Annotated in this window: 19 protein-coding genes; 9 read left to right on the top strand and 10 right to left on the bottom strand. The window is 73.8% G+C overall.

All coding sequences use genetic code 11. The annotated features are described in order from the left end of the window. Nucleotides 1-7: 7 nt before the first annotated feature. Together J3P41_RS07890 and J3P41_RS18920 are read left to right on the top strand one after the other, a co-directional pair. The gene (locus tag J3P41_RS07890) at nt 8-1,138 is read left to right on the top strand and encodes a glutamate--cysteine ligase (RefSeq protein ID WP_210649615.1); all 1,131 of its coding nucleotides are present in this window, start codon (nt 8-10) and stop codon (nt 1,136-1,138) included. Nucleotides 1,139-1,158: 20 nt separating this feature from the next. Next, the gene (locus J3P41_RS18920) at nt 1,159-1,845 is read left to right on the top strand and encodes a CPBP family intramembrane glutamic endopeptidase (RefSeq protein WP_210649614.1); all 687 of its coding nucleotides are present in this window, start codon (nt 1,159-1,161) and stop codon (nt 1,843-1,845) included. Here J3P41_RS18920 and J3P41_RS07880 read toward each other — a convergent pair. The 3 genes from J3P41_RS07880 to J3P41_RS07870 are packed head-to-tail and all read right to left on the bottom strand — an operon-like array spanning nt 1,828 to nt 4,727. After that, complete coding sequence (locus J3P41_RS07880) at nt 1,828-2,730, bottom strand: NAD(P)H-binding protein (protein WP_210649613.1); 903 nt, start codon at nt 2,728-2,730, stop codon at nt 1,828-1,830. The two genes, J3P41_RS18920 and J3P41_RS07880, sit on opposite strands and share 18 nt — an antisense overlap. A 12-nt stretch (nt 2,731-2,742) precedes the next feature. After that, entirely contained in the window at nt 2,743-4,086 is a 1,344-nt protein-coding gene (locus J3P41_RS07875) for a sodium:proton antiporter (protein WP_210649612.1), read from the bottom strand. Further along, complete coding sequence (locus J3P41_RS07870; RefSeq protein ID WP_307861882.1) at nt 4,083-4,727, bottom strand: helix-turn-helix domain-containing protein; 645 nt, start codon at nt 4,725-4,727, stop codon at nt 4,083-4,085. The genes J3P41_RS07875 and J3P41_RS07870 overlap by 4 nt, the downstream gene beginning before the upstream one ends. A 101-nt stretch (nt 4,728-4,828) precedes the next feature. Between J3P41_RS07870 and J3P41_RS07865 the strand changes: the two genes are divergently transcribed. The 4 genes from J3P41_RS07865 (at nt 4,829) to J3P41_RS07850 (ending at nt 10,714) form a co-directional block, all read left to right on the top strand. Continuing rightward, the gene (locus J3P41_RS07865) at nt 4,829-6,040 is read left to right on the top strand and encodes an acetyl-CoA C-acetyltransferase (protein WP_210649611.1); all 1,212 of its coding nucleotides are present in this window, start codon (nt 4,829-4,831) and stop codon (nt 6,038-6,040) included. A 12-nt stretch (nt 6,041-6,052) separates the two neighbouring features. Then, nucleotides 6,053-8,305: a 3-hydroxyacyl-CoA dehydrogenase NAD-binding domain-containing protein gene (locus tag J3P41_RS07860; protein WP_307861881.1), complete on the top strand. Its 2,253-nt coding sequence runs from the start codon at nt 6,053-6,055 to the stop codon at nt 8,303-8,305. 188 nt (nt 8,306-8,493) lie between these two features. Then, the gene (locus J3P41_RS07855; RefSeq protein ID WP_210649610.1) at nt 8,494-9,192 is read left to right on the top strand and encodes an ABC transporter ATP-binding protein; all 699 of its coding nucleotides are present in this window, start codon (nt 8,494-8,496) and stop codon (nt 9,190-9,192) included. Beyond that, the gene (locus tag J3P41_RS07850; RefSeq protein WP_210649609.1) at nt 9,176-10,714 is read left to right on the top strand and encodes a hypothetical protein; all 1,539 of its coding nucleotides are present in this window, start codon (nt 9,176-9,178) and stop codon (nt 10,712-10,714) included. Before J3P41_RS07855 ends, J3P41_RS07850 begins: the two co-directional genes overlap by 17 nt. A 6-nt stretch (nt 10,715-10,720) precedes the next feature. Here the strand turns inward: J3P41_RS07850 and J3P41_RS07845 are convergent, their stop codons facing one another. Then, nucleotides 10,721-11,188 carry a DUF4282 domain-containing protein gene (locus J3P41_RS07845; RefSeq protein ID WP_210649608.1) on the bottom strand — a complete coding sequence of 156 codons (468 nt, stop codon included), beginning with the start codon at nt 11,186-11,188 and terminating at the stop codon, nt 10,721-10,723. A 183-nt stretch (nt 11,189-11,371) separates the two neighbouring features. Here J3P41_RS07845 and J3P41_RS07840 point away from each other — a divergent pair, with 183 nt between their 5' ends. The 3 genes from J3P41_RS07840 to J3P41_RS07830 are packed head-to-tail and all read left to right on the top strand — an operon-like array spanning nt 11,372 to nt 13,475. Beyond that, nucleotides 11,372-11,842 (top strand): SRPBCC family protein, encoded by a 471-nt coding sequence (locus tag J3P41_RS07840; protein WP_210649607.1) that lies wholly within the window; start codon nt 11,372-11,374, stop codon nt 11,840-11,842. 55 nt (nt 11,843-11,897) lie between these two features. Then, entirely contained in the window at nt 11,898-12,275 is a 378-nt protein-coding gene (locus J3P41_RS07835; RefSeq protein WP_307861880.1) for an MmcQ/YjbR family DNA-binding protein, read from the top strand. Between the two features lie 57 nt (nt 12,276-12,332). Further along, complete coding sequence (locus tag J3P41_RS07830; RefSeq protein WP_210649606.1) at nt 12,333-13,475, top strand: heparan-alpha-glucosaminide N-acetyltransferase domain-containing protein; 1,143 nt, start codon at nt 12,333-12,335, stop codon at nt 13,473-13,475. Here the strand turns inward: J3P41_RS07830 and J3P41_RS07825 are convergent. From J3P41_RS07825 to J3P41_RS07800, 6 genes are all read right to left on the bottom strand, one after another. Further along, nucleotides 13,451-14,005 (bottom strand): protein-L-isoaspartate O-methyltransferase, encoded by a 555-nt coding sequence (locus tag J3P41_RS07825; RefSeq protein ID WP_210649605.1) that lies wholly within the window; start codon nt 14,003-14,005, stop codon nt 13,451-13,453. The genes J3P41_RS07830 and J3P41_RS07825 overlap by 25 nt on opposite strands. Beyond that, entirely contained in the window at nt 14,002-14,484 is a 483-nt protein-coding gene (locus tag J3P41_RS07820) for a cupin domain-containing protein (RefSeq protein WP_210649604.1), read from the bottom strand. Before J3P41_RS07820 ends, J3P41_RS07825 begins: the two co-directional genes overlap by 4 nt. 10 nt (nt 14,485-14,494) lie before the next feature. After that, nucleotides 14,495-14,953, bottom strand: a complete 459-nt coding sequence (locus J3P41_RS07815) for a VOC family protein (protein WP_210649603.1) — start codon at nt 14,951-14,953, stop codon at nt 14,495-14,497. A gap of 10 nt (nt 14,954-14,963) precedes the next feature. Beyond that, nucleotides 14,964-15,431 carry a helix-turn-helix domain-containing protein gene (locus J3P41_RS07810; RefSeq protein ID WP_246861488.1) on the bottom strand — a complete coding sequence of 156 codons (468 nt, stop codon included), beginning with the start codon at nt 15,429-15,431 and terminating at the stop codon, nt 14,964-14,966. A gap of 183 nt (nt 15,432-15,614) precedes the next feature. Beyond that, the gene (locus J3P41_RS07805) at nt 15,615-16,730 is read right to left on the bottom strand and encodes a hypothetical protein (RefSeq protein ID WP_210649602.1); all 1,116 of its coding nucleotides are present in this window, start codon (nt 16,728-16,730) and stop codon (nt 15,615-15,617) included. A 34-nt stretch (nt 16,731-16,764) separates the two neighbouring features. Then, nucleotides 16,765-17,313 carry an RNA polymerase sigma factor gene (locus J3P41_RS07800; RefSeq protein WP_210649601.1) on the bottom strand — a complete coding sequence of 183 codons (549 nt, stop codon included), beginning with the start codon at nt 17,311-17,313 and terminating at the stop codon, nt 16,765-16,767. Nucleotides 17,314-17,334 lie beyond the last annotated feature (21 nt).

The raw sequence follows: 17,334 nt of genomic DNA, 5'->3' as shown, positions 1-17,334 counted from the left end.
TCGAGGCATGCGACTTCTGGGGGTGGAGGAGGAGCTGCTCCTCGTCGACGCGACAACCGGAGCGCCGCGCAACCTCGCCGCCGAGGTCATCCGGGCAGCGGACGAGCACGGCGCGAGCACTCCGGCGCCGAGCGACGACCGCGGCGGCACGCTCGGCCACGAGCTCCACAAGACCCAGGTCGAGACGGACACGCCGCCCCTCGAGAGCCTGTCCGCCCTCGACCACGCCCTGCGCGCGTGGCGTGAGCGCACCCGCAGCGGTGCGCTCGAGGTCGGCGCCCGCGTCCTCGCGTCCGGCACCTCACCGCTGCGAGGAGAGTCGACGGTCGAGCGCAGCCCGCGCTACGACGTCATGGCCGAGCGCTACGGACTGATGATCGCCGAGCAGCTCGTCTGCGGGTGCCACGTGCACGTCGAGGTGTCCGGGCCCGAGGAGGGGGTGGGTGTGCTCGACCGCATCCGGACGTGGGTGCCCCTGCTGCTGGCCGTCAGCGCGAACTCGCCGTGGGCACAGTCGACCGACACCGCCTACGAGAGCTACCGGTGGCAGATGCAGATGCGCTGGCCGAGTGCCGGTCCGCTGCCCGTCCTCGGCTCACCGGACGCCTACCGGTCGTACGTCGACGCCATGCTCGCCACGGAGGTCCCGCTCGACGAGGCCATGGTCTACACCGACGCGCGGCTGTCGGCTGAGCACCCGACGGTGGAGATCCGCACGGCCGACGTCTGCCTCGACGTGCGGGACACCGTCGTGGTCGCGGGCCTCGCCCGTGCCCTCGTGGAGACCGGCGCACGGGAGTGGGCCGAGGGCGTGCCGGCCCCCGACGTACCCGCTCCGCTGGTCCGGCTGGCCGGGTGGAAGGCGGGCCGCTACGGCCTCACCGCCGACCTCGTCCACCCGCCCACCGGCACCAGCCGGCCGGCGGCCGACGTGGTCGCCGAGCTTCTCGACCACGTCGACGAAGCACTGCGTGATGCCGGCGACCACGCCGTCGTCTCGGCGGGGCTCGCCCGCCTGCTCGCCGAGGGCACCGGCTCCCAGCGGCAGCGTGAGCTGCTCGGGGGTGCCGATCCCGACGACGAGGACGCCCTCGCGCAGGCCGTGCTGGCCCTGAGCCGGCTCTCGGTCGGCGAGTGACGGGCTCCTAGGCTGCTTGCGTGCGCACCTTCATCAAGCGGTCGCTGTGGGACGTGGTCCCGCGCGACCAGCGTGACACCCCCGAGGCGCTGAGGCGGCGCCAGGTGGTGGCGGCGGCGGTGGTGCTCGTCGGCGCACTCGTGCTCGGCTGGTCGCTGCGCCTAGAGCCAGGCGGCAACACCTTCTACGTCGCCGCGATCGTGCTGGCCGGCGTCTGGGCGGCAGGGGCGTTCTTGTCGGGCCGCCTGCACCTGGGCCGCATCTCCGGCGGGGGCGAGGTCTTCATCCGGCCGATCCTCGCGCCCGTCGTGCTCGGCCTGCTCATGGTCGGGGTCTTCGTGCTGGGCGCGCTCGTGGTCCGCGAGGTCGATCCGCTGGCGAGCTACGTCTCCTCGGTCCTGGAGTACGCCGACGAGGGCTCCCTGACGGTGCTGGCGGTCATCACGTTCGTCAACGGCATCGCCGAGGAGCTGTTCTTCCGCGGCGCGATGTACGCCGCCATCCCGCACCACCCGGTCCTCTGGACCACCCTGGCCTACGTGGTGGCGACGCTGGCGACCGGCAACGTCATGCTCGGCTTCGCGGCCATCCTGCTCGGCACCGTCTGCGGGCTCGAGCGGCGCGCCAGCGGCGGCGTGCTGGCACCGATCCTGACCCACATCACGTGGTCGCTGTCGATGCTGTTCGTGCTACCGCTGCTGTTCTGACGCGGCGCGCTCGGCCAGCGCCCGGCGCACCGACTCGCGGTAGGACAGCGGCTCGCCCGGCACCACGTCGCGGATCGAGGTGTCGGTGACGACGACCTCGTGCGACATCGAGTCGATGAGGTTGCGCCCGGTCGTGGCGTCGACGTCGGTGACCAGCGCCAGCCAGCGCGAGGACAGCCGCGGCGTCAGCACCGGCACGGCGACGATCGGGATCCTGCGGCCGTTCATCGCCTCGGCGGCGACCTGCATCATCTCCAGGTACGTCAGCTGCTCGGGGCCGCCGATCTCGAAGACGCGCCCCTTGGCCTCCTCCTCGCCGACCACGCCGGCGAGGTAGCGGACGACGTCGTCCAGCGCGATCGGCTGGGTGGGCGTCGACACCCACGTGGGCACCACCATCGCCGGCAGGTTCTTGACCAGCTGGCGGGTGATCTCCCACGAGATGCCCCCGTGGCCGACCACGACCGCGGCGCGCAGCACGGTCACCGGCACCCCGTCCTGGCCCAGCAGCCGCTCGACCTCGCGCCGCGAGCGCAGGTGGGGCGACAGGTCGTCCTCGTCGTCCCCGAGACCGCCCAGGTAGACGATCTGGCTGACCCCCGCTGCGGCCGCGGCGGCGCTGAAGTGGCGCGCCGCATCGGCGTCCTTGCGCTCGAAGTCGGGGTCGTCGAGGGAGTGCACGAGGTAGATCGCCACGTCGGCGCCCGCGAGCGCCGGCACCAGCGAGTCGGCGTCCATCACGTCCGCCCCCACCGGCTCGCCGGGTCCGTCGTACGTCTCCGGGCGCCGCGTCATCGCACGGACGTCGTGTCCGTCGTCGATCAGGGCGGGGACGAGTCGCCGGCCGATGAAGCCGGTGGCGCCGGTGACGAGGACTGTCGACATGCCCTCATGCTGTCAGCCCGCTCCACCCGTCGGCTCACGCTGCGGGTCCTCCGCCTCCCGACGCCTGTCGAGGCGGGCCATCGCGGGAGTCGCGGTCACGCCGTGCAGCAGCACCGACACGATGATCGTGAAGGCGACCGTCGACCACAGCCACGACTCCTCCGGCACGTGCTCGTGGGTGACGGCGTAGCCCAGGTAGTAGAGCGAGCCGACGCCGCGCACCCCGAAGAACGCCACGGCTGCGATCTCCCCGCGGTCCAGCCCGCCCGCCTCGTCCTCGTCGCGCGCGAGCACCGCCAGCGCCACGTAGCCGGCCAGGGGGCGGATCACCAGCACCAAGGTGAGGGCGACGGCGATCCCCCGCCAGTCGAGCTGCTCCAGGAGCCCGCGCGTCATCGCCATGCCCAGCACGAGCAGGACGAGCAGCGTCATCAGGCGCTCCAGGCGCTCGACCACGCCGTGCATCGCACGCTGGTAGGCGTGGCCGCGCTTCGAGCTGCGCAGCCGGACGGCGCAGGCGAAGACCGCGAGGAAGCCGTAGCCGCCGACCAGCTCCGCGGCGCCGTACGCCGTCAGCAGCGCGGCCAGCGCGAGCAGGGGCTCCCCGGCGTCGGCCAGGCGGAGCTTCTCGTTGCGGGCGTGGAACGCCTGTCGCCCGAAGAGCCAGCCCGCGCCGACGCCCACCACGAGGCCCACGGCGATCTTGCCCACGACGTACCAGCCCAGCCAGGTGCCGGCGTCCGCGAGCCCGAAGCCGCCAGCCAGCAGCAGCAGGGCCAGGTGCACGAAGGGGAAGGCGAGGCCGTCGTTGAGACCCGCCTCCGCGGTCAGCGCGAACCGGATGTCGTCGTCCTCCTCGTAGTCGTCCTCCGCCTCGGCCTCGGCGACGTCCTCGGTGAGCGGCTCGCCCACCTGCACGTCGGAGGCAAGCACGGGGTCGGTGGGCGCGAGGACGGCGCCGAGCAGCAGGGCGACCGCCGGTGCCAGGCCCGCCACCCACCAGCCGACCAGGAGGGTGCCGAGGATCGTCAGCGGCATGGCGACCAGCAGCATCCGCCACACCGGCGACCAGGTGCGCCACGACCGCCACGACCGCACGTCGAGGATCCGGTCGATCGCGAGCCCGACGCCCATCAGCGACACCAGGACGGTGAACTCCGCGACGTGCGTGAACAGGTCGCGGTTGTCCTCCGGCTGGAGGCTCACGTCCTGCCCGAGCGGCAGCAGCCCGATGGCCAGGCCGACGGCGACGAGCACCATCGGCGGCGAGAGCGCGATGCGGCGCGTGACGTGGGGCAGGAGCGTCGCCAGGAGCAGCGACAGGCCGAGGATGAGGTAGACCGCGGCGCCGGTCATCGGGTCCGCCTGCCGCCGTAGGCGGCCTGGCTCTCGTCGATCGCCTGCTCGTAGGCCGTGACCAGGCCCGCGATGGTCAGCGGCTTGAGCCGGTGGACGAGCTCACGCAGCTGCTCCGCCGTGCCGCCGCGCTCGCGGAACTGCGGCCACACCATGGTGCGCACGATCTCCGACAGCTCCTCGGCCACCTGCCTGCCGTGCGCGGCATAGACGTCGGCGACGGCCTCGGCCGCCTCCGGCGAGATGCCCAGCCCCGACAGGCTGCCGGGCACGTCGACGTCACGGTCGCCGGTGACCGGAGCGAGGAGGGAGAGGTGCACGGCGATGTCGGACGGCGTCGCGGACTCCGGGATGCGCTCGACGTACTTCTCGATCGCCGCGAGGGTGAAGCCGTGTCCCTGGAGCTCGCGCACCAGCTCCAGGCGTGCGACGTGGTCGGGGCCGTAGTAGCCCGAGCGGCCGCGTCGCACAGGGGAGGGGACCAGCCCGCGGGAGGTGTAGAAGCGCACGTTGCGCGCGCTCACCCCCGTCCGCGCGGTCAGCTCGTCCAGCGTCAGCAGCCCGTCGCCGTCCGGGTCGGCGCCGGTGCGGGGCTCGTGCCGGGCCTCGTCTCGCACGTCGGTCCTCGCGTCGGTGTCCACGGCTCCATTCTTCCGTTCGCAGTCGGCCGGCGCCTCCCCGCGCCGGGTGAGTCCCAGGACGCCGGGTTGGATCGTGACAGTGGTGGTGTCACAATCACGGCATGGCAGAAGCACTCGTCTACGACCACATCCGCACCCCGCGCGGCCGCGGCAAGGCCGTCGGCTCGCTGCACGAGGTCAAGCCGGTCGACCTGGTCGTGGGACTCCTCGACGAGCTCACGACCCGCAACCCCACCCTGGACACCGCACGTGTCGACGACGTCGTGCTGGGCGTCGTGACCCCGATCGGCGACCAGGGCGCCGACATCGCCAAGACCGCCGCCCTCAAGGCCGGCTATCCGGAGACCGTCGCGGGTGTGCAGCTCAACCGCTTCTGCGCCTCCGGGCTGGAGGCCGTCAACCAGGCCGCGGGCCGGGTGCGCTCGGGGTTCGAGGACCTCATCATCGCCGGCGGCGTGGAGTCGATGAGCCGGGTGCCGATGGGCAGTGACGGCGGTGCCTGGGCGATGGACCCGGCGACCGCGCTGCGCACCGGCTTCGTGCCGCAGGGCATCGGCGCCGACCTCATCGCCACCATCGAGGGGTGGAGCCGCGAGGACGTCGACGCCTACGCCGCCGAGTCCCACCACCGCGCCGCCAAGGCGTGGGCCAACGGCTACTTCGACGACGCGGTCGTCCCGGTCCGCGACCTCAACGGCACGACCGTCCTCGACCGCGACGAGACCGTCCGGCCCGACACCTCCGTCGAGGGCCTCGCCGGCCTCAAGCCGTCGTTCGCGCAGATCGGCCGCGATGCCGGCTTCGACGACGTCGCGCTGGAGAAGTACCACTGGGTGCCGGCCATCGACCACGTGCACCACGCCGGCAACTCCTCGGGCATCGTCGACGGCGCCGCCGTGATGGCGATCGGCACCGAGGAGGTCGGTACGTCGCTGGGGCTCACCCCACGCGCCCGCATCGTCTCGACCGCCGTGTCGGGAGCCGACCCCACGATCATGCTCACCGGGCCGGCGCCGGCCGCGCGCAAGGCGCTGGCCCGCGCGGGGCTCGCGGTCGAGGACATCGACCTGTGGGAGATCAACGAGGCGTTCGCCGCCGTCGCGATGCGGTTCATGCGCGACATGGGCATCAGCCACGAGGTCACCAACGTCAACGGCGGAGCCATCGCGATGGGTCACCCGCTCGGCGCCACCGGCGCGATGATCCTGGGCACCCTGATCGACGAGCTCGCGCGCCGCGACCTCAGGCGCGGCCTCGCCACACTCTGCGTGGGCGGCGGCATGGGCATCGCGACCGTCGTCGAGCTGGTCTGAGGAGAAGACACCGTGAACACCCCTGACACCCACACCGCCGACACCCACACCGCCGACACCCGGACCGCCGTCCGCTACGAGCGCGACGCCGACGGCATCGTGACCCTGGTGCTGGACGACCCGAGCGCCAGCGCCAACACGATGAACGAGCTCTACCGGACCTCGATGGAGGCCGCCGTCCAGCGCCTCCACGACGAGCAGGACGAGGTCACCGGCGTGGTCATCGCCAGTGCCAAGAAGTCCTTCTTCGCCGGTGGCGACCTCAAGAGCATGGTCACCGCCACCCCGGACGACGCCGAGGACGTCTTCGCGATGGCCGAGGCGGTCAAGGCCAGCCTGCGCCGGCTGGAGACCTTCCCCCGCCCCGTCGTCGCGGCGATCAACGGCGCCGCGCTCGGCGGCGGCCTGGAGATCGCGCTCGCCGCCAACCGGCGCATCGCGGTCGACGACCGCTCGGTGAAGATCGGCCTGCCCGAGTCGACCCTCGGCCTGCTGCCCGGCGGCGGCGGCGTCACCCGCGTCGTACGCATGCTCGGCCTGCAGTCCGCGCTGATGGACGTGCTCATGCCCGGCACCCAGTTCGACCCGCAGGGTGCGCTGGCCAAGGGGCTCGTCGACGAGCTCGTGCCGACCCGCGAGGAGCTGCTGCCCGCGGCGAAGGCCTGGGTCCTGGCCCACCGCGACGACGCCGACGCGGCGTCGAACCCGTGGGACCGCGCCGGCTACAAGATGCCCGGCGGGACCCCGAGCACGCCGGCGCTGGCGCAGTTCCTGCCGGCGTTCCCGGCGCTGCTGCGCAAGCAGACGAAGGGCGCGGTCTACCCCGCCCCCCGCGCGATCATGAGCGCCGCGGTCGAGGGCGCGCAGGTCGACTTCGACACCGCCTCGCGCATCGAGAGCCGCTACTTCACCAGCCTGGTGATCAGCCAGCAGGCCAAGAACATGATCCAGGCCTTCTTCTTCGACCTCCAGGCCATCGGCTCCGGCTCCCTGCGCCCGCAGGGCATCGAGCGCTGGCAGGCCACCAAGGTCGGCGTGCTGGGCGCCGGGATGATGGGCGCCGGCATCGCCTACTCCTGCGCCCGCGCGGGCATGCAGGTCGTGCTCAAGGACGTCTCGCTCGAGGCCGCCGAGCGGGGCAGGTCGTACACCGCCACGCTCAACGCCAAGGGCGTCGAGCGGGGCCGACTCACCCCGGAGAAGGCCGAGGAGCTGCTCGGCCGGATCACGCCCACGGCCTCCGCGGAGGACCTCACCGGGTGCGACCTGGTCATCGAGGCCGTCTTCGAGGACCCCGCGCTCAAGGCGAAGGTCTTCGCCGAGGTCGCGCCGTACGTCGACGCCGACGCGCTGCTGTGCTCCAACACCTCCACCCTGCCGATCACCGAGCTGGCCGAGGGCGTGGACCGCCCCGCGGACTTCATCGGCCTGCACTTCTTCAGCCCGGTCGACAAGATGCCGCTGGTGGAGATCATCCGCGGCGCGGAGACCTCGGACGCGGCGCTGGCCCGGGCGTACGACGTGGTGCAGCAGATCCGCAAGACCCCGATCGTGGTCAACGACGCGCGCGGCTTCTACACCTCGCGGGTCATCGGCACCCAGATCAACGAGGGCCTCACGATGCTCGCCGAGGGCGTGCACCCGGTCTCGCTGGAGCGGGCCGCGACCTCGGCCGGCTTCCCGGTCGGACCGCTGCAGATCAGCGACGAGCTCAACCTGGAGCTGATGGCCAAGATCCGCAAGGCCACCGCCGACGCGGCCGAGCGCGAGGGGATCGACCTCGGCCCGGACCCGGCCGGCGAGGTCATCGCCACGATGATCGGCCTCGGCCGGCCCTCGCGGGCCTCCGGCGCGGGCTTCTACGACTACGACGCGGACGGACGGCGTACGACGCTGTGGCCCGGGCTGGCGGAGACCTTCCCCGTCGCCGAGCAGCAGGTCCCGATCCGCGACGTCCGCGACCGGATGCTCTTCATCGAGGCGCTGGAGACCGCGAAGTGCTTCGAGGAGGGCGTCATCACCTCGGCCGCGGCGGCCAACATCGGCTCGATCATGGGCATCGGATTCCCGGCGCTGACCGGCGGTGCCGCGCAGTTCATGACCGGCTGGCAGGCGCTCGACGAGACCGGCCGCGGCGTGGGCCCGATCGGCCTGGCCGCCTTCCTGGCGCGAGCCGACGAGCTGGCCGACGCCTACGGCGAGCGCTTCCGCCCGTCGGCGTACCTCCGCGAGCTCGCGGCGACGGGCGGGTCCTTCCCCGCCTGACCCGCCTGATTCCGGGGCCGGATTTTGGCGCCGGATCTTGGCCCAACGGGGCTTGTAACGCCGTGTTGGTGCTTGTTCTACCCACCGTCTGCGGGGGTGCCTACAAGCACCAACCCGGCGTTACATGCGGCGTAGCGGGTACGCCGAAAGCGGCCCGCGAACGCCCCGGACCGGGGGAGAATCGGCGGGTGAGCCAGACCCCCGCCGTCGTCGTCCGCGGCCTGCACGTCCGCTTCGGCGATGTCGAGGCGGTCTCGGGCGTCGACCTGAGCGCGGACCACGGGCGCGCGACCGCCCTCCTGGGCCGCAACGGCGCCGGCAAGTCGACGACCATGAAGGTCCTGGCCGGGGTGGTGCCGCCGACCGCGGGCGTGGTCACGGTAGGCGGCCACGACGCCGCCACCGACGCCCTCGGCGTCAAGCGGGTGGTCGGCTACTGCCCCGACGTCGGCGGCCTCGTGCCGCGGGCGACCCCGTGGGAGCACCTCCAGCTCAGCGCCCGGCTGCGGCGCATGGACGACTGGGAGGAGCGCGGGCGCGACCTGCTCGAGCGCTTCGAGCTCGGCGACGTGGCGCACCGCGTCGTCGGCGGCTTCAGCCACGGCATGGGCCGCCGGCTCAGCGTCGTGCTCGCCGCGCTGCACGAGCCGGCCGTGCTGCTGCTCGACGAGCCCTTCGACGGTGTCGACCCCCGCGGCGTCGAGGCCACCCTCGAGGTGGTCGCGGACGCTCGCGCCCGGGGAGCCTGCGTCCTGCTGTCCACCCACCTGCGCGACCTGGCGCTCGAGGCCTGCGGCGACGCGATCGTGCTCCGCGGCGGCAACCGGGTCGCGGCGATGCAGGCCGTCGAGCTCACCGGTGAGGCCTACCGTGCCCTCCTCGACTGACGGCTGGACGCACGCGGCGCGCGCCACCGCGCACCTCGTCGCCTTCCGCGCCCGGACCGTACGCCGACGCGCCCCCGCCGCCGTCGGGCTGGTCGTCGTGCTGCTCCTCACGGTGGGCTTCGCGTGGGGGCCGGCGACGGTCGAGACCGACGCCCTCGCCTCCGCTCCCGTGGAGCGCGCGATCGGCACGCTGCAGGGCAACCTGGGCACCGCGCTGGCCGGCTTCCTCCTACTCGCCGTGAGCGCCGCGATGGGCGCCGGCGGCGGTCGCGAGCTGCTCTCGCGGAGCGAGGCGTCGATCCATCCGATCGGCCCGGTGACCGAGCACCTCGGCGCGCTCGTGCTCGCGCCGCTCAACCTCGCCTGGCTCGTCCAGGTCTGGGGGCTGCTCGCGATCACCGCTCTGGTGACCCCGCCCGCCCGCCTGGTCGGGGCCCAGCTCGTCGTGCTGGCCTGGGTGCTCGCCGCGACCGCCGTGGGACAGGCCGTGGGGTGGAGCGTCGAGGGCGTACGCCGCACCGCGCACGGCGTGCTGGTCGTCCGGGTCGGCGCCGGGCTGGTCGTCGCGGCACTCGCCGGGCTGCACCTCGGCGGGTGGCTCGTCCCGCTGGTGCGAGCCCTGCCCACGACCTGGGTGGCCGAGGCGGGCCAGGACTCGCGCTGGCCGCTCGCCGTGGTCGCCCTGCTCGCCCTCGCCGGGGCGGCGGTGGTGCTCGGGGCGCGTCCCGCCACGTGGGCGCTGGGACTCCCGCCGCGCGAGGAGCTGGACGTCCAGTCGGGGGTGCACGAGGCGCGGCCCGTGCCGGCGCCGCGCCGGGGATCGCCGGACCGCGCGCTGCTGCGCCGACTCGACCGCGGGTCGGTGTGGCGCTCGGTGGGCATGCGGCGCGGCCTGCTTGTCCTGGGCGTCGGACCCGGCCTGGTCGCGCTGGTGGCGGGGCTGGAGTGGAGCTCGGTGATGCTGCTGCCGGGGCTCACCGCCAGCGGCGCCGCGCTCCTGTTCGGCGTCAACACCTGGTGCCTCGACGGCAAGGGGATGGTCTGGCGCGAGACCCTCCCGGTGTCCGCGGCCGACGTGTTCGACGTACGCGCCCTCGTCGTCGCCGAGTGCATGGTCGCGGTGTCCGGCGTGACCGTCGTGCTCGCGCTGCTGCGCAACGGGCTGCCGCCGCTCGTCACCGGGACGGCCGTCGCGGCGTGCTGGCTGGTGGTGGTGGTGCAGGTGCTGGCGATCGTGCTCACCTGGTCGATGCGCTCGCCGTACGCCGTCGACCTCGCCTCGCCCCGTGCGACGCCGGCCCCGCACGGCGCGATGGCCGGCTACGCGGGCCGGCTCTCGCTCGTCACCACGCTGACCGCGGTGCTGTTCACCGGGGTCGCCGCGTTGCCGTGGCCGTGGCTGCCGCCCCTCGTCGCCGTGCCGTTCCTCGCCTGGTCGTCCCGCAGGCTCGTCCGCGCCCGCCGTTGCTGGCTGGCGAGCGACGAGCGGGCGCGGGTCGTGCTGACCGTCGCCGCGGTCTGAGCGGGCCTAGCGCTGCGGCAGGCGCCGGTTGATGTCTTCGCTCATGCGGGTGATGGCCAGGTAGAACTCGCACATCATCCGGAACAGGCACAGGTAGAGCAGGCCGACGATCGGCGAGACGACCAGCGTGACGATCCCGAGACCGGGGCTGTCGGTGGCGAAGCCGCTGAACGCGAAGACCAGCGTGGCCGCGCCGATCACCACGAGTCCGATGACGTAGACGACCTTGATGATCGTCGGGGTGACGAACGTCGTGAACCGCAGGTCGAACAGCGCCCCGACGAACCCCTTGCTGCCCGGCGCGCCGCCGACGGGCGAGCCGCCGTAGGACCCGCCGCCGTAGGACCCGCCGCCGTAGGACCCGCCGCCGTAGGACCCGCCGCCGTAGGAGCCGCTCGCGGGCGCCTGGCCGTAGGGGGCGGTGGGCTGCTCGCCGTAGGGCGGCTGTGGAGGGGTGTCACCGGGCTGCGACATGCGGATCTTTTGGGTTCGGGGACGGGTCGGTGCGTCTCCTGCCCCGCCCGCCGCACGCCAAACCGGTATGCGATGCATACGTGGTGCACGTCGCCCGACTCGACTGACGACGCGCGAGCGGGGTACAAGCGGGCCGGGCGGGCCGGCGCAGGGCGGGCCGTGCACGAGGAGAGAGGGACGTCCATGGTGAGGCTGCCGTCGCTGGGCGACGAGGTGTCGGTGTGGATGGACGCGCCGCCCGCCGAGGTCTGGGACCTCGTCAGCGACGTGACGCGGATCGGGGAGTTCAGTCCCGAGACGTTCGAGGCGCGGTGGACGCGCGGCTCGACGGGGCCGGAGGTGGGCGCCCACTTCAAGGGGCACGTGAAGCGCAACGGGGTCGGGCCGACGTACTGGTCGGGCTGCCGGGTGACGCGGTGCGAGCCGGAGCGGGTCTTCGAGTTCTCCGTCGGCACCGACGCGGTGACCGTCAACAACTGGGGCTACCGCCTGGAGCCCGAGGACGGCGGCACGCAGGTCACCGAGTACTTCCGCCTCGACCCGAATCTGCCGACCCGGCTGTACTGGCTCGTCCTGGGACCGTTGCGGCGGCGTACGAACCAGCGTGGGATGCGGACGACGCTGGAGCGGATGAAGGCCGTGGTCGAAGGGTGAGTGAGCGCCGCCACGGGCCGCGCGGGATGTCGGTGGCCGGTGGCAGGCTGGCGCCGTGGCCCTCGCAGACCGTCCGCTCGTGCCCGAGGAGTGGGTGCGGCGCATCGACGCCGTGCTCGGGGCGCTGCCGCGCTGCGCGCAGGAGCCCGCGTGGACCGGCACCCGGTGGCGGGTCGGCGGGGCGACCGTGGCGCACGTCTTCGGCGGCGAGGACCAGCTCTTCCGGATCACGTTCCGCGGCGAGCCCGACGAGGTGGCCGCCTTCGAGCACATGGGGCACCCCTACTTCCGCTCCGGCTGGGGCGGCAACGCGATCGGCATGGTCCTCGACGAGGACACCGACTGGGACGAGCTGGCCGAGCTGCTCACCGACTCCTACTGCATCCAGGCCCCCGCGCGCCTCGCCGAGCAGGTGGCGCGGCCGGGCGGCTAGCTGCCCCGGCCGGACGGCCGGACCGCAGGGGGCGGCCCCGCGCGCGAGGATGGCGCCATGACCGCGACGGCGCAGGCCCGACTCGTCGGGCTGGACGCCGCCCGGTGCCTCGCGCTGCTCGGGATGGTCGCCACCCACGTGCTCGACGCGCGCGTCGCGGGGGGCGACCTGTCCACCGCGCAGTGGCTGGCCGGGGGGCGTGCCTCGGCGCTCTTCGCGGTGCTGGCCGGGGTGAGTCTCGCCCTGATGACTCGCGAGCCCCTGACCGGGCGCCCCCGCGCGCTGCGCCTCGCCGGCCTCGCCGGCCGGGCGACGCTGGTCGCGCTCCTCGGCCTGCTGCTCGGAGCGCTCGACAGCGGCCTCGCGGTCATCCTCACCTACTACGGCGTGCTCTTCGTGCTGGGCCTGCCGTTCACGCTGCTCGGAGTCCGCGCGCTGGTGCCGCTGACCGTCGGGTGGGTCGCACTCGCGCCGGTGCTCTCGCACCTGGTGCGGCCACACCTGCCCGAGCGCGGCTTCGCCAATCCGCACGTCGAGCAGCTGGCGGACCCCGTCCAGCTGGCCAGCGAGCTGCTCCTCACCGGCTACTACCCCGTCGTGCCGTGGCTGGCCTACCTGCTCGCCGGTCTCGCGCTCGGTCGGGCCGACCTGCGCGACACCTCGCTGCTCGGCGGACTGGCTCTCGGCGGCCTCGGGACGGCCGTGCTCGCCACGCAGGTCTCGCGGACGCTCGCCGACCCGGTGGCGGCCTCGGAGCACGCGACCGGGATGTACGGCACCACGCCGCCCGACGGCGACTGGGACTGGCTGCTGCTGGTCGCGCCGCACACGGCGACGCCGTTCGACCTGGCGCAGACGATCGGCAGTGCGGTGCTCGTCATCTCGTGCTGCCTGCTCCTCGCCCAGATCCTGCCCCGACCGGCCACGGCCGTCCTGGCCGTGGTCTGCGGTGCCGGCACGGTGACGCTCACGCTGTACTCCCTGCACGTCGTGATGCGCACGGCGCCGGTGTGGCCGCCCGAGGATCCCTCGTCGTACGCCGCGCACGTCGTCGTGCTGCTGAGCCTGGGGGCGGGCTTCCGCCTGGTGCGGCGGCGAGGTCCGCTCGAGGCGTTCGTCGGGTGGCCGGTCCGCCTCGCGGTCCGCGCCGCCCGCGGGAGCGACGCCGCCGCGGCTCAGCGCAGCGGGACGAACCGGTAGTGGCCGTGCTCGGTCACCACCGCCCCCGGGTTGGTCACCCGCAGCATCGTGCCGGCCACCGGGATCACCAGCACGCCGTCGTCGGCGAGCTGCTCGACCAGGGCGGGCGGGAGCGACTCGGGCTGCGCCGACACCAGGACCCGGTCGTACGGCGCTCCGGCCGGGTCGCCGAGCACGCCCGGGGTCGCGAGCCGGATCGAGGCCCACGGCCGAGCCGTCCGGGCGAGGTTGGCGGCGCCGAACCGCACGAGCCGAGGCTCGAGCTCGACGCCGAGCACCGAGCCGGTGGGTCCGACGAGGTGGGCCAGGAGCGCGGTGCTCCACCCGGACCCCGCCCCGACGTCGAGCACCCGCTGGCCCGGCCGGACGTCGAGCAGGCGCAGCATGTCGGCGACGGTGCGCGGCTGGGAGTTGGTCTGGCCGGCCGCGATCGCCAGCGGACCGTCGTACGACGCGCGCCGGCGGACCCCGCGGGGGAGGAAGTCCCGCCGCGGGGTCGCCTCGAACGCCGCCTGGACGGGATCGGTCATCCGACCCAGGTGTTGTCGTGCTCGCGCATGAAGCGGTCGTAGGCGTCGCCGTCGAGATTGCCCATGCCGGCGGCGAGGCCTTCGAAGTAGGCCTCGCGCGGGGCGCCGGGGGCGAAGTGGAGCAGCATCTTGGCGGCGCCGTCCTCGTTGCGGAAGCCGTGGATCCCGCCGGCGGGCACGTGGGCGAAGTCCCCGGCGCGGCACTTCACCCAGTCGCGCCCGTCGTAGATCGTGACGGTGCCCTCGAGGACGTAGAACGACTCGGTGATCGTGCGGTGGAAGTGGGCGCCGGGACCGCTCGCGGGGCCGGCGAACTCCCACCGGTAGAGACCGAACGTCCCCGACGTCTCGGTGCCCCGCGCGAGGTAGAACACCTTGTTGCCGTTGGGGTAGACGACCGCCGGCTCGATCCCTGCGGCCACGACGTGTGCGGAGACCTCGCCGGTCTCGCCGGAGTAGAGCGGCGGCGGGTAGCTCATCGCGGGGACCTCATCGTGCCGCCGCGTCGTACTGGTCCTGGACCTCCTGCGGCGAGGCGGTGTTGGGCTGGCTGATCCGGACGTGGTTGCCGAAGGGGTCGCGGATGCCGAAGTCGGTGCCGTAGGGCTGCTCGACCGGCTCCTGGGTGATCTCGACGCCGGCGTCGCGCAGCGCGGCGTACGTCGCGTGGACGTCGCTGCTCTGCAGGAACAGCCCGCCGAGGGCGCCCTTGGCGACGAGCTCGCGCACCTGCGCGGCCGTCGACTCGTCGTGCTGGGGACCCCCGACGAGCTCGAGGAGGATCGAGGTGTCCTGGCCGGGGACGCCGACGGTGAGCCACCGCATGAAGCCGAGGTCGATGTCGTCGCGGACCTCGAAGCCGAGGTGGGTCGTGTAGAAGTCGAGTGCCTCGTCCTGGTCGAGGACGGGCACGCTGCGGATGTGGAGGCTGGTGATGTGGCTGGTCATGACGACGACGCTAGTCAGCGTCGCGGGCGCCCGCTTCTCCGAAACCGCTGTCCTGCCCGCCGGGCGTCGCCCGCTCCCGCGGTCGCGTCCAGGCCGCGATGAAGCAGGACGGCACCGCGACCGGGGCGTGCCGGGCGCGGAACTCGGTCGGGGACACGCCCACGACGTTGCTGAAGGTGCGGCTGAACGTGCCGAGGCTGGCGAAGCCGACGTCCCACGCGATGTCGGTGACCGGCCGGTCGGTCTGGCGCAGCAGCGTCATCGCCCGCTCGACGCGCCGCCGCTGGAGGTAGCGGTGCGGTGTCTCGCCGTAGACCTCCTTGAACACCCGCCCGAACTGCGAGGCGGAGAGGTGCGCGATGGCGGCGAGGGTCGGTACGTCGAGCGGCTCCGCGTAGCGCCGGTCCATCTCGTCGCGGGCGCGCAGCATCCGCCGGTTGGTGTCCTCGCGGGTCGAGGGCTGCCGCGGCTGGCCCATGGTGGCGAACCTACCGAGGCCGGACGCCGAACAGCGGCACGACCCCGGGGGAAGGTCGTGCCGCTGTCGGTTGCGTTATGGGAGCCGGTCCCGTGCAGCATGCTGGGGGGACCATACGACGGCGGGAGGGTCGTCGTACGGCTGCAGGGTCCGGTCCCGCGGAACGCGTCCGCCGCCGGATATTCATCCGGACGTCTTGGCCCCCTTGTCGCCGCCGTTGCCGTTGCCATGGCCGTTGCCATGCCCGTTGCCGTTGCCGTTGCCGTTGCCGGGGCCGTCGGTGGGCGGGGCGCTCGGTGTCTGGCTGGGCGGAGCCGGGTCGGGCTTGCCGGGCTCCGGGTCGGGCTTGCCGGGCTTGTCGGGCTTGCCCGGGTCGGGCTTGTCGGGCTTGCCCGGGTCGGGCTTGTCGGGCTTGCCCGGGTCGGGCTTGTCGGGCTTGCCGGGCTCCGGGTCGGGCTTGTCCGGCTTCCCCGGTTCGGGCTTGTCGGGCTTGTCGGGCTTGCCCGGCTTGTCGGGGTCAGGGGCGCCGACTAGCGCGGCGCAGAAGGCAGCGATCCGGTCGGCGCCGCCCGCCGCCTCGCTCAGCGCCGCGAACGCAGCGCTGTCGAGCGACCCGCCGCCGGCCTGGTAGGCGCGGCACAGGCCGGGGAGGTTCGGGCTGGGGGTGGGCTGGACCGGAGGCGTCGTGGTGGGGTCGTGCGACGGGGACGTGCCGGGGTCCTCGGGGCCGGGCGCGGTCGTGCCGGGGTCCTGCGAGCCGGAGTCCTCCGAGCCGGGGCCCTTCGAGCCGGGCGCGTCCGGTGTGCCGGAGCCGGGCTGACCGCTGCCCGACGCGTCGGGGTCGCCCTCCGGCCCCTCCGGGGCTCCGGACCCGCCGGTCGCCGGGTCGCTCGGGTCGCTTCCGGTCGTACCGTCCTGCGACGTCATCGAGGGCCGTTCGTCGACGGCCCCGCTGCTCCGGTCACGGTCCTGCCCGGGAAGGCTGGGGAGGTCGAGAGAGCCGGCGAGGGCGAAGCTGCCCGAGGCGAGGGCGACGACCGCCGCTGTCGCGACGACGGCCTGGGTCGCGGCACGACTGCCGAGTCGTCGGGGGGAGACGAAGTGGCTGCGGCGAGCCGGTGGGGGAGTCGAGCGGGCGGCGTGGAACGCCGCGACCGCGGCGGCCTCGCCGTCCAGCTCGCCGGGACGAGCCGGCGCCCGTGCCGCGGCGAGTGCGGCCCCAAGAGCGCTGTCGGACGCCGCGGGGTCGTCGAGCAGGCGCTCGGCGTCGCGGCGGGACAGGCGGTCGGGATCGGTCATCTCACTGTGTTCAGCGCCGTGCGACCCGCAGGTGTTACGGCCTGTCGCCGATCTTCTTCGCCAGCTGCTTGAGCCCGCGATGGGAGGCGGCGCGGACCGCGCCCGGACGCTTGCCGAGGATCCGGGCCGCGGTCGGCGCGTCGAAGCCCAGGACCGTGCGCAGCACGATCGCCTCCGCCTGGTCGCGCGGCAGCGAGGCGATCAGTGCCAGCGCCGCCTCCGACTGCACCCGCCCGAGCGTCTCGTCCTCCACGTCGACGGGGCCGGCGAGGTCCGTGAGGGACTCGACCGGCTCGTCGGCAGTCGGTCGTCGGCGCGCGTGGCGCAGGTGGTCCAGGGCGCGGTTGCGCCCGATGGTGGTGACCCAGCCGCGGAACGCGTCGGCGTCGCCGCGGAACCGGTCGAGGTCGCGGAAGGCCTGGGCCCACGCCTCGCTGGCGACGTCCTCGGCGTCGGCCGTGCCGACGAGGACCGTCAGGTAGCGCAGGAGGGGCGGCTGGATGTGGCGGTAGACCAGCCGGAACGCCGACTCGTCCCCACCCAGCATCGCCTCGACCGCATGGTCGAGCCCCTCCTCCGCCACGGCCGCATTCTCGCCCCTGGA

The sequence above is a fragment of the Nocardioides sp. SYSU D00065 genome (assembly GCF_017916425.1).
Taxonomy (GTDB): Bacteria; Actinomycetota; Actinomycetes; order Propionibacteriales; family Nocardioidaceae; genus Nocardioides.
The sequence above is the reverse complement of the archived record's forward strand: the minus strand, read 5'-3'. Positions and strand labels throughout refer to the sequence as shown.